Origin of the sequence: Megamonas hypermegale, assembly GCF_900187035.1 — a bacterium.
In the GTDB taxonomy this organism is placed as follows: domain Bacteria; phylum Bacillota; class Negativicutes; order Selenomonadales; family Selenomonadaceae; genus Megamonas; species Megamonas hypermegale.
Genome location: NZ_LT906446.1, coordinates 1,948,426 through 1,960,555, shown reverse-complemented (window position 1 = coordinate 1,960,555; position 12,130 = coordinate 1,948,426). Strand labels below are relative to the sequence as shown.

Here is a 12,130-nt window from a genome sequence, read left to right as displayed (position 1 = left end):
CTTATTGGTTATATACATTATTTCCTTGATTTGTGGATATTTCACTATCGTAAATTAAACTTGTTAATTCATCTACTGCTTTAAAATATTTTTCTTTACCGCCAAACATTTTTACAATTTTAGGCGCGCTTCCCCATTTAGCAAAATTTTTATTACGCAAAACTTGAAGATTTTGTATTTCTCTTATGCCTTCGTTCATGTATTGTTCCATCAAAGCATCTAATACTTCTCTACAAACAGGCGAATATTTAGCAAAATAATCTCTCTTTTTTACATTATTAATGCGTTCTTTTCTAGTCAAAGGTTTTTGGTCATATACGATATGCAGAATTAAATCGAACTCATCTATATCTTTTTTACCTGTAGCTTTATACAATTCGTCTATAGAAACATTATGTTTTGATAATTCTTCAAGAATAACTTGCTTTTTCGCTGTACTACTCCAGGCATTAATGAATTCATCTAATGAAGCATATTCTTTACGAACATTTTTCTTAGTAAAATCAACGACACTTTCTGTTATTAATTTTCCATTAGCATCAAGGTATTGTACACGTTCATTTATTATATTTACATCTACATTATCAACATGGTATTTTACTTTACCTTCATTTACCACTGGTTCTGTAAATGTATTGTTACCTTCGTTTGATGTATCTTCTCCCGTTTTTTCTAGATTATCCGTATCATCATCAATTATGACAATTGGGTCACCATCAAAATTAGGGTCTGAGAATAATCTTGTTACTCCTCTAAAATCCATTATAGTGAAATAATTTTTATCATAATCTGGATTTAAACGAGTACCACGACCAATAATTTGTTTAAATTCTATAATAGAATTTATATTATTTTCTAATACAATCAATTTGCAATTTTTAGCATCTACGCCTGTAGTCATCAATTTTGAAGTAGTGACAATCGTTGGGTATTTTTCGCTAGGGTCAATAAAATAATCTAGCATGGCTTTTCCTTCTCTATTATCGCCTGTAATTCGCATGATATATTTAGGATTAACCTTCATGATATCGCTATTTTCATTTGCAAGTGCTTGCCTCATTCTTTCAGCGTGTTCTATATCTACACAAAAAACTATAGTTTTGCTATACCTGCCATTTTCTTTTAGCCATTTTGTAATACGTTTTGCCACTTCTTGCGTACGTTCATCAATAATTAAATTTTTATCAAAATCTTTGCCTAAATATAATTTATCTTCAATTTGTAAGCCATTTTTATCAAATTGCCCTTTATATGGTCGCCAACCGTCGATATCTCTATCTATATTTACACGAATAACTTTATATGGTGCTAAAAATCCATCTGCTATACCCTGTTTTAAACTGTATGTATAAATAGGTTCTCCAAAATACGATTGATTGCTAACGTCTTTCGTTTCTTTTGGCGTTGCTGTAAGACCAATTTGAACGGCGTCTTTAAAATAATTCAAGATAGTTCGCCACTGTGAATCTTCTCTAGCGCTACCACGATGACATTCATCAACAATGATTAAATCAAAAAATTCTGGCTTAAACTGACGAAAAATCTCTTCGCCATTTTCTCCGACAAGCTGCTGATATAAACTCATATAAATTTCGTAAGCACTATCTAAATGTCTATTTTTAACTTTAGTTATAACCTTTTCAAACGGCTTAAAATCTTGCCCTATGGTTTGGTCTATTAAAATATTTCTATCTGCTAAGTAAAGTACACGATTTACCTTATTAGCTTTAATTAATCTATATACAATCTGAAATGCTGTATATGTTTTTCCTGTACCTGTTGCCATTACTAATAAAATACGTTTTTGATTTTTAGCAACAGCTTCAACAGTTCTATCAATAGCTACTTGTTGATAATATCTAGGTTTTTTATTCGCTAATGGGTCAATATAATATGCTTCTTGTACAACATCAAGCATATTTTTATTCAATTTTTCGCCTTTAATATAACGCTCCCATAATTGTTCAGGTGTTGGAAATTCTTCCAATTTTAAAGCTTTTGTCTTACCTGTAAAAAAATCATATTCTACAAAACCTTTTCCATTTGAAGAATACGCAAATTTTACATCTAGCATTTGAGCGTATTCCATAGCTTGTGGCATACCATGCCCTATAGAATAATTCATTTTTTTAGCTTCTATAATTGCTAATGGTTTTTTATTTATACCATAAGTTAATACATAATCTGCTTTTTTTCGACTTCCTCGTGTTACTTTATTTCCTCGAACTTGAACAGCTCCATTTGTTATACAGTATTCATAAAATACATTATCTTTATCCCAGCCAGATTTTTCTATTGCAGGGGTTATATATTTAAACTTTATATCCTCTTCCGTTAAATCAACACTCATGATACCCCTTCTTTCTTACATTTTTGTATTTACAACCGATTTATTTAAAATCTGTATTAACATTGTCATTTAATTTATATCCTTTATTATCTCACGTATTATATTCATTCTCAAGAAAGTAACCTTAAATACATTTTATTCATCTTTATAGCCAATTTTAAAATAATCCAGTAACTTTTTAAATCTATCTTGAGCTGTCAAACAAGTATCCATTAAATACCCTTTTTCTTTATTCCATTCATGCAAACCTCGATAATAAAACATTTTCAAATCATCACTGATAATAAATGGCACGATATCGTATTTTAAACATTCTTTCAGCATAATTAGCCTGCCTACTCGTCCATTGCCATCTTGAAATGGATGAATTGTTTCAAAAGCCACATGAAAAGCAATTATATCTTCTAAACTCTTTTTAGTCGTAGCATTATAGACATTTAATAATTGTCTTATTTTTTCACTTACCTGTGCAGGTTCTGTCGTCTTTCTTCCGCCAACTTCATTTGGCAATTTCTTATATTCACCAACAGCAAACCAATCTTTCCTGCTATCACTGGTATTAGTTTTTAAAATTCTATGCAAATGTTTAATAAAATCATCTGTCAATTTACCTTTAGCATTATCAATAATCATATCTATACAGCGAAAATGATTTGTCGTTTCTATGATATCATCTACATTTACTACATTTTCTGATATGCCAATAGTATTCGTTTCAAAAATATATCGCGTCTGTTCGTGTGTTAATAAACTTCCTTCAATATGATTAGAATTATATGTCATATCTATTTGCAATCTATGATAGATGCCACCAGATAGTTTACTTTCCTTCTCTCTTTGCAAAACAGCCAATAAATTATTTTTGCTTTTTTTACTGCGTTTTTTTCGCAATGGTTTTTGTGCCGTTTCTGGTATATTCCATGTCTTTCCAGTCAAAAAAGCTCCCGTTATCTTGCCTTTAGCACAATAATTTCGCACTGTTCTTTCTGATAATTGCCATCTTGCCGCCATTTGCGCTACTGAACAATATTTCACAATCTCACCTTCAATCTTTTATAATTTTATGCCGTTATCGGCAAGTTATCAATCAAAAAAAGCTGTTTATTTTCAATTTTAATTTGCCGATAAAAGATAAAAAAATAGCAGATACTTTTCGTACCTGCTATTTTATCGCTATATTTAAATGTTTTCTAAGTTCTTCTGTTTTGTTTCTATGCCTAAGCTAAATACTGCAATGGCAATGATTACAAATACAGCGGCAAACATATAAAATACTGTGTGCATATCGCTACCAGCTTCAAGCATGATACCTACAACAAATGGTGCTGCCATACCGCCGATACGGCCGATACCTGCTGCCCAACCACTGCCCATAGCGCGGATAGATGTTGGATAAAGTTCTGGTGTATAAGTATATACAACGCCCCAAGCACCGAGATTAAAGAAGGACATTACACAGCCCCAGAAAATAATCATTTGAGCTGTATCTGATTGACCAAAGAAGTAACTTGCTACACCGCTCATGCATAAGAAGATTGATAAAGTGTATTTTCTGCCGATTTTATCAACCAGCCATGCAGCACAGAAATAACCTGGAAGTTGAGCAAATGTGATTAAAAGTACATATTCAAAAGTTTTAACAAAAGCAAAACCTTGCTGATAAACGATAGCTGGAAGCCATGTGAAAATGCCATAATAGCTGTAAACGATGCCAAACCATACAATCCAAAGCATGATGGTTCTTGCTAAATATTTTCTGGACCATAAATCTTTTAAATGTGGTTTTTCAACTTTGATTTCTTCTGGTTTTACAGTTAAATCGCCAGTGTATTTTACGCCTAATTTATTTTCTAAATCACTGACAATTTTTTGTGCTTCAGCTACTCTACCTTTAGATAAGAGATAACGTACAGATTCTGGCATATGTAAACGAATGAAAAATACATATATTGCAGGAAGTGCACCGATTAGGAAAGCATAATGCCAGCCATAAACTGGAATGAATAAATAAGCAATGCACGCAGCACAAATCCAGCCAACGCCCCAGAAGCTTTCTAATAAGACGATAAATCTACCGCGTAAATTAGTTGGAGCATATTCAGACATTAGTGTTGCTGCAACAGGAAGCTCGCCACCTAAACCAAAGCCTACAAAGAAACGGAATAATAATAACGATTCATAACTCCAAGATATAGCACAAAGACCTGTAGCTATACTGTACATGATGACGGTGGCTGAAAAGACTGTCTTTCGACCGAAGCGGTCAGCAATTGAGCCTGCAATGACTGCACCGATAGCCATGCCGACAAGACCGATAGAACCGATAGCACCCATTTGAGTTGCTGCAAGTCCCCATTCCTTGCCGAGTACTGGCAATACAAATCCGATAATACCTGTATCCATGGCATCAAATAACCAGCCAAGACCTGTTATGAATAATAACTTATAATGAAAACTACCCATAGGCAACGCTTCTAATCGTTGCAATAACATTTCCAATCTCTCCTTTTACTATTATATATCCTACTGTCATGACAGCAAAATTTACACATAATTGTAATACAAGCCGAAAAATTTTACAACAATTTTTTTTAATTTTAATAAAAAATTCTGTTTTAGATGAGTTTATTTTTCTTTTTTTACAGCGATAAAAGCCGTAAAATATATATAATTACGTATTTGCTATAAACAATAGACTATAAATAAAAAGGATTTTTATTATGTTAAATTTTATTATCGGTAGAGCAGGCACGGGTAAAACGAGCTATTGCTTAAAGATGATTGAAGAAAAACTTCGTCAATCACCGCAGGGTACACCGCTCATAATGCTCTTGCCTGACCATATGACTTTCGCCATTGAACGGCAACTCGCTTACGATTTAAGAGATGTAGGCGGCTTTTCACGTGCTTATATTCTCGGCATGAGTCGCCTTGCTTACCAAATTTTGATGCGCTGTGGCGGTGCTATCTGTCCACATCTTTCTGAAATCGGCAAACAATTATTATTGTCGCGCGTTTTGAGCAGACAAAAACTCTCTATCCTAGCTAAAGCCGCAAGGCAACACCATTTCACTTCTTCCATCTCCAATATCATTGAGGAATTTAAGACTGCTAATATCACGAGTGCTGATTTAAAAGCCGTTGCTTCTGTGATTGAAAATGAAACTTTAAAACAAAAGCTTACGGATTTAACTTCTATCTATGAAGGTCTTAACGCTCAAACGGAAGGGCATTATCATGATACGGAAGATATCATGAGCCTTGCCATAGACAAATTAGATGATTGCACTTGGCTACAAAATTCTGAGATTTGGATTGATGGTTTTGATGCGTTTAATCCGCAACATTATTTAATTCTTGAAAAACTATTAAAACTAGCTGATGATGTTTATTTAACTATCTGTATTGATAATTTAAATGGCATTGAGCATGAAGCGCCTACTGCTTTATTTCACCGCCAATACTCGATTTATCAGCAATTGAGCAAGATAGCACATAAATTAGATATTGTCACTAAAGTAACGATTTTAAATGAAAATCATCGCTATCATAAAGATGCTTTAGCTTTTATCGAACAACAATTATTTAAATTTCCTCTAACTAGCGCAGATTATAGCGATGGCTTAAATATCGTGGAAACTGCCAATCGCCGTTTAGAATGTGAAGCTGTAGCCGCTGATATCTTGCGCTTATGCCGTGAGGAAAATTACCATCATCATGAAATCGGCATCTTATTGCGCGCTGAAGATGAATATGCCAATTTACTAGAGGCTGTGCTTTCAGATTATGAAATTCCTTATTTCAGTGATAGCAAACGCCAATCGGCTCATCATCCATTAGCGGAATTAATCCGTTCTGGCTTAGAAGCTGTTCGTACTTGGCAATATGAACCATTATTTCGCGCGTTTAAAACTGATTTCTTCATTGCCTCTCGCTCTGAAATTGATAAGCTCGAAAATTATGTATTGTCCTTTGGCATCTCCGGTGCTAATCGCTGGCTAAATGAAGAAGATTGGCATTATAGTCAAATTCGCCAAATTGATTCAATGGTGATGGATGAAGAAGAGAAGCAAAATCTCATCGACATCAATAATACGCGCCGCGCGTTGACCGCACCATTAAAGGATTTTTACGCGGAAATAAAAAATTCTGAAACAGTGGAAGATTACACGCGTGCGCTCTATGATTTTCTCGTGCAAATGCAAGTGCCAGAAAAATTATCCCAATGGCAACTCAATGAGCAAAAGGATATGGCACTTGCCAAAGAACATCAACAGATTTGGAATAATATCGTTGAGTTATTCGACCAAATGGTTCAAACGTGTGGCAGTGATTTTATTTCTTTGCAAAATTATGAGCAACTGATAAATGATGGGCTAGATAGCATTAAAATCGCTCTAATTCCGCCTGGTTATGATTATGTCACGATTGCGCCATTTGAACACAATACATTAAACAATAAAAAAGCCATTTACATTCTCGGTGCTAATGAAAAAATCATGCCTCGCCATATGAAAAATGAAGGTTTATTGACTGATGCCGAACGATTAATCATGGCAAGCCAAGGACTTAATATCTCAAGTGGTGTCAGTGAAGATAATTTTGCTGAACGGTATTTACTGTACAAGGGTTTTAGCCTCGCTACTGATTATCTTTGGGTATCTTATGCTCTTGCAGATAGCGAAGGCGCAGGGCTCAATAAATCTATTATAATAACTAATCTTCGCCAAATTCTGCCTAAAGCAAAATTCACATCAATTCCGTTAGAAACTATCAAACAAGATACAACCATGCTCGTTACGACAAAAAGGCGCAGTCTTACAAATTTCACTTTGGCACTGCGCAAATTAAATGAAACGGGACATATGGATGATTTTTGGCAAGATGTTTACGATTATCTATTAAAACAAAAGGATATACCGCTTGATATAGCTATCTCAGGTATTTTCGCTAAAGCACCGCAGGAGACTTTACCTGCTAGTGTTGCCGCTAAATTATACACGAAACGCAAGATATTAAAAGGCAGTGTAACCCGCTTTGAACAATTCTTCAATTGTCCATTTAAACATTTTGCACACTATGCCTTAAATCTACAAGAACGAAAAGAATTCCGCTTTGCTTCACCCGATTTAGGTATATTACTGCATGCTGTTATGCACCAATTCGGCAATATATTGATAAAGGAAAATCGCTCTTGGCAATCCGTTTCACCACAAGAATGTGCTGAGATTTGCGATAAAATAATATCTACAATCGCGCCAAAACTGCAAAATGAAATTCTCTTGAGCAACAATCGCTATAAACATCTGCTAAAGCGTATCCGTGAACTTTCCATCTTGTCTTTAAATCGCTTGATTGAGTTTTCTAAGCATAGCGAATTTAAGCCGCGCGCTTTAGAGCAGAGTTTCAGTTTAAACAGTTCTATGCCTCCACTCATATTCGATGATGATAACGGCCATAAAATCGAGATAACGGGACAAATTGACCGCATTGATATCACGGATAATTATTATCTTGTCATTGATTATAAATCCGGCAGTGCCTTTATCAATCTGCTACAGATTTATTATGGCTTAAAACTTCAACTTTTGACGTATTTATTAGTCGCTAAAAATTCTGCTGATGCACTGCTTGGCAATGGTGATGCCATTCCTGCTGGCATTTTATACTGTTTCTTAAAGATACCTCTCATAACGAGCAAAGCAAAATTATCTACTGAACAATTGCATGCAGAGATTGATAAAAAATTAAAAATGCCTGGCTGGGTACTTGCTGACCCTGAAATCATCAAAAAAATAGATGACTCCTTGAACTTCATCAAAGTTCGTTTAAATAAAAATAAAGACAGCATTTCTGCACTTAGTCGCTCTTATGTAAAAACGAAAGAAGAATTTGATTTGCTCTTAAACCATATAGAAGCGCTGTTAAAAGAAGCTGGCAAGCGAATTTTACAAGGTGAAATGACTATTTTCCCATATAAATCAAAAGATGATACGGCTTGCAAATACTGCCCGTACATCTCTATTTGTCGCTTTGATAAAGCGATTGCAGGCTACGCTTATAACGAATTAAAAGACAATGATGATGATACAATCATGGAAAAACTACGCCAGAAAGAAGGGATTTCATGCCTTGGTCCAAGCAACAACAACGAGCAATAAACACTTATGATAAAAATATCTTAGTTGCGGCAGCAGCAGGTTCGGGCAAAACTTCTGTATTGGTAGAACGCGTCATTTCACATATCTTAAATAAAAAATGCGATATCAATGAAATTCTCGTCGTTACTTTTACAAATGCCGCCGCTAGCGAAATGCGCGAACGCATCGCTCAAGCTATTTCCGAACGATTACCCATAAAAGAAAAAGAACGCCAATTAATACTCTTAAATGCCGCTTCTATCTCCACATTGCATTCCTTTTGTCAGAATATCATTCGCCAAAATTTCCATCAAATAGATTTAGACCCTAAGTTTCGCCTTGCCAATCCGCAGGAAATCGACCTTTTAAAGCTCGATGTATTAAATGCCCTATTTGAAGAAAAATACGATATGGAAAATAACGAAGATTTCTTGGAATTTACCGATACGTATGGCAATGAACGTGGCGATGACAATATATATGACATCATCTTAAAATTATACGAATACGCGCAAAGCCAGCCTTTTCCCGAAAAATGGCTCAAAGCACTGCCTGATTATTTCAATTTATCGCCGAACAGTTCTGATTGTACTTGGCTACAGATAATCAAAGATACTGTCATAAATCAAATTGAACTTGCACTCGATAATCTTAAAATCATGCAACAGGCAGCTAGTGAATTAAATCTCGATTACTATTTAAAGACGATTGATAAAGATTATGAATTAATTTCTAATTTACAGTATTTAGCGCAGAATGATTTCATAAATCTCTATACTGCCATGAATGAATTGAGCTTTTCCACAATGCGCGCCACTAAAGGCACAGATGAAGAGGTAAAAGAACGATTTAAAGCTATGCGCGATGATATAAAAAAAATCATCACCAATTTAAAAGATAATTACTTTGCTAGACCTTTAGATGATGAACTAAACGATATGCCTAAGCTAAAGCAACAGGCAAAAACACTTTGCCAAATAACTTTGGATTTTTCCATGGCTTTTGCTCGCGCTAAAGCAGAAAAAATGATTGTCGATTTTAACGATTTAGAGCATTTCACTTTGAAAATTCTAGCTGATGAAACTTCTACTGCTGATAATTTAATCCCAACTGATACGGCTTATACACTTCAACAAAAATACAAGGAAATAATGGTCGATGAATACCAAGATACGAACGGCGTACAAGAAGCTATTTTAAAATTAATCGCCTCTTCTACCACGCCCAATCTTTTCTTCGTAGGTGATGTAAAGCAGAGTATCTATAAATTTCGCCTAGCTGAACCAGAATTATTCCTTGAAAAATACAATACGTATCCCGATAAAGAAGACTGTGAACGCATTGATTTAGCTCAAAATTTCCGCAGTCGCAAAGAAATTTTAGATGGTGTAAACTTTATTTTCTCTCAAATCATGACAAAAAAAGCCAGCGAACTCGATTATGGCGAAGCTGAAGCTTTGCGCTGTGGTTTTTCTTATCCTCAAAACGATAAATCCCTCTGTTCACCGATAGAAGTAGCTTTATTTGCTAAAGAAATCCATCCCACCCCCAAAGAAGATGACGAAGAAAGTGATTTGCAAGGATTTGAAAAAGAAGCCGTCTATATAGTAAATCGCCTGCAAGAATTGATGCAAAACAATTATCTCGTTTTTGATAAGCACACGAAGGATTATCGACCATTAAAATGGCGCGATATCGTCATTTTATTGCGTTCAGTGCAAAATAAAGCCAAAATATTAGTGGAAAAATTGCGCGATGCTGATATTCCTGTCTATGCCAGCATTGAAACGGGTTATTTTCAAGAAACAGAAGTTCGCATAATGCTGTCTTTACTGCAAATAATCGATAATCCTGAACAGGATATACCGCTCGCAGCCGTTTTATATTCACCGATTATAAATTTAAATGCTGAAGAATTATCGCGCATTCGCTTAATATCACCGCAGGGCAATATGTATAACGCATTGATAAAAGCCAGCCAAGAAGATAGCCCATTAAGGCAAAAACTAAAACAGAAAATCACTAAATTCTTAGAGCAATTAAATAGCTGGAGAAATTATGCTCGCTGTCACAGCGTACCGGAACTCATTTGGCTCCTTTTAAATGAAACGGGATATTATGATTATGTAGGCGGACTACCTGAAGGCATGGTACGTCAAGCCAATTTACGCGCACTTTACGACCGTGCCTCTAGCTATGAACAAACTTCATTTCGCGGTCTATTCCGTTTTTTGCGCTTCATTCAAAAAATGCAAAATACAGGCAATGATTTAGCAGTAGCTAGAAGTCTTGGCGAAAGTGAAGACGTTGTGCGCATTATGAGCATTCATAAAAGCAAAGGATTGGAATTTCCTATCGTTATTTTAGCCGATATAGGTAAACAATTTAATTTAACGGATACGAAAAACCCTGTACTATTTCATAAAAAATTAGGATTAGGCTTGTATTTAAACGATGTAAAACACCATGTTCGCTATCAAACTCTATCGCGCCAAGCTATAAGCCAACAAATAATCCACGAAAATAAAGCAGAAGAAATGCGCGTATTGTACGTTGCGATGACGCGCGCGCGCGAAAAATTAATAATGACTGGCTGTTTGCGTGATTTTGATAAATTTAAATCCTATTGCACAAAGCAAACGAATTCTTCTGAGCGCACTTTACCAGAACATATCATAACGAGCGCTAAATCGTATCTCGATTGGATAGGACCTGCACTAGCCCGCCATGCAGATGGTTTGCCACTTCGTCAAATTCAAGACAGCCCCGCTGTGTTATTAAATGACACTTCCAAATGGCAGATATCCTTTATTGATAAATTGCCTACTTCTACTGAACGTACAGAAGATACTACAGCGCAAATTATTTTAGATACCGTGAAAAAATTAAAACCACTGCCTGAAACGAAAAATAAAGATTGGATAAATGAACGCTTAAATTGGGTATATCCACATCAAGAAGGCTTGAGCATACCGGCTAAACTTTCCGTAACTGAAATCAAGCAACGTTTTAATTTAGGTGCAGATGAATACACTACAAATTACTATGAGGAACTAAGTTTTCATAGACCGCAATTCATTCAAAAACGCACGACGATGACGGCTACTGAATACGGTAGTTTAATGCACACAGTAATGCAACACCTTGATTTTTTCGGCGATTTAAGCGATAAAGGTATTTTAAATCAATTAATAGCCATGGCAGATAAGAAAATCATCGCTAAAGAATATATTAACAATATATATCGCAAAAATATTCGCGAGTTTCTCTTCAATCCCTTAAAAAACAGTACAGAACCGATAATAAAACGATTGCATAAGGCAAAATCTATACAGCGCGAATTGGCTTTTAGCCGCATGCTTCCCGCTAAAAAATTGCTCTTTAATAACGCTAACGATGATGATACTATTTTTGTACAAGGTATTATTGACTTATTATTTGAAGAAGATGATGGCTTTGTATTACTCGATTATAAAACGGATAATTGCACTAAAGATGAAGCGCACGAAAAATATGCTGTTCAAATAAAACTATATGCTAATGCAGCAGCACAGATTTTACAAAAGCCAGTTAAAGAAAAATACCTTTATTTATTCCATAGCGCACAATCAGTCGAAATGAGTGATTATTAATGATATAA

At 35.1% G+C, this 12,130-nt stretch carries 5 protein-coding genes; 2 read left to right on the top strand and 3 right to left on the bottom strand.

Annotated features, from left to right (window positions below; genetic code table 11):
- Position 1: 1 nt before the first annotated feature.
- The 3 genes from hsdR to CKV65_RS09450 form a co-directional block, all read right to left on the bottom strand.
- Positions 2-2,350 carry an EcoAI/FtnUII family type I restriction enzme subunit R gene (hsdR, locus tag CKV65_RS09460; protein WP_027889086.1) on the bottom strand — a complete coding sequence of 783 codons (2,349 nt, stop codon included), beginning with the start codon at positions 2,348-2,350 and terminating at the stop codon, positions 2-4.
- Positions 2,351-2,485: 135 nt separating this feature from the next.
- Complete coding sequence (locus tag CKV65_RS09455; RefSeq protein ID WP_027889085.1) at positions 2,486-3,385, bottom strand: Fic family protein; 900 nt, start codon at positions 3,383-3,385, stop codon at positions 2,486-2,488.
- Positions 3,386-3,529: 144 nt separating this feature from the next.
- Positions 3,530-4,843 carry an MFS transporter gene (locus CKV65_RS09450; protein WP_027889084.1) on the bottom strand — a complete coding sequence of 438 codons (1,314 nt, stop codon included), beginning with the start codon at positions 4,841-4,843 and terminating at the stop codon, positions 3,530-3,532.
- A gap of 227 nt (positions 4,844-5,070) precedes the next feature.
- On the opposite strand from CKV65_RS09450, the gene addB reads away from it, so the two are divergent.
- Positions 5,071-8,511 carry a helicase-exonuclease AddAB subunit AddB gene (gene addB / locus CKV65_RS09445; RefSeq protein WP_027889083.1) on the top strand — a complete coding sequence of 1,147 codons (3,441 nt, stop codon included), beginning with the start codon at positions 5,071-5,073 and terminating at the stop codon, positions 8,509-8,511.
- Complete coding sequence (gene addA / locus CKV65_RS09440; protein ID WP_027889082.1) at positions 8,478-12,122, top strand: helicase-exonuclease AddAB subunit AddA; 3,645 nt, start codon at positions 8,478-8,480, stop codon at positions 12,120-12,122. The genes addB and addA overlap by 34 nt, the downstream gene beginning before the upstream one ends.
- Positions 12,123-12,130: the final 8 nt, after the last annotated feature.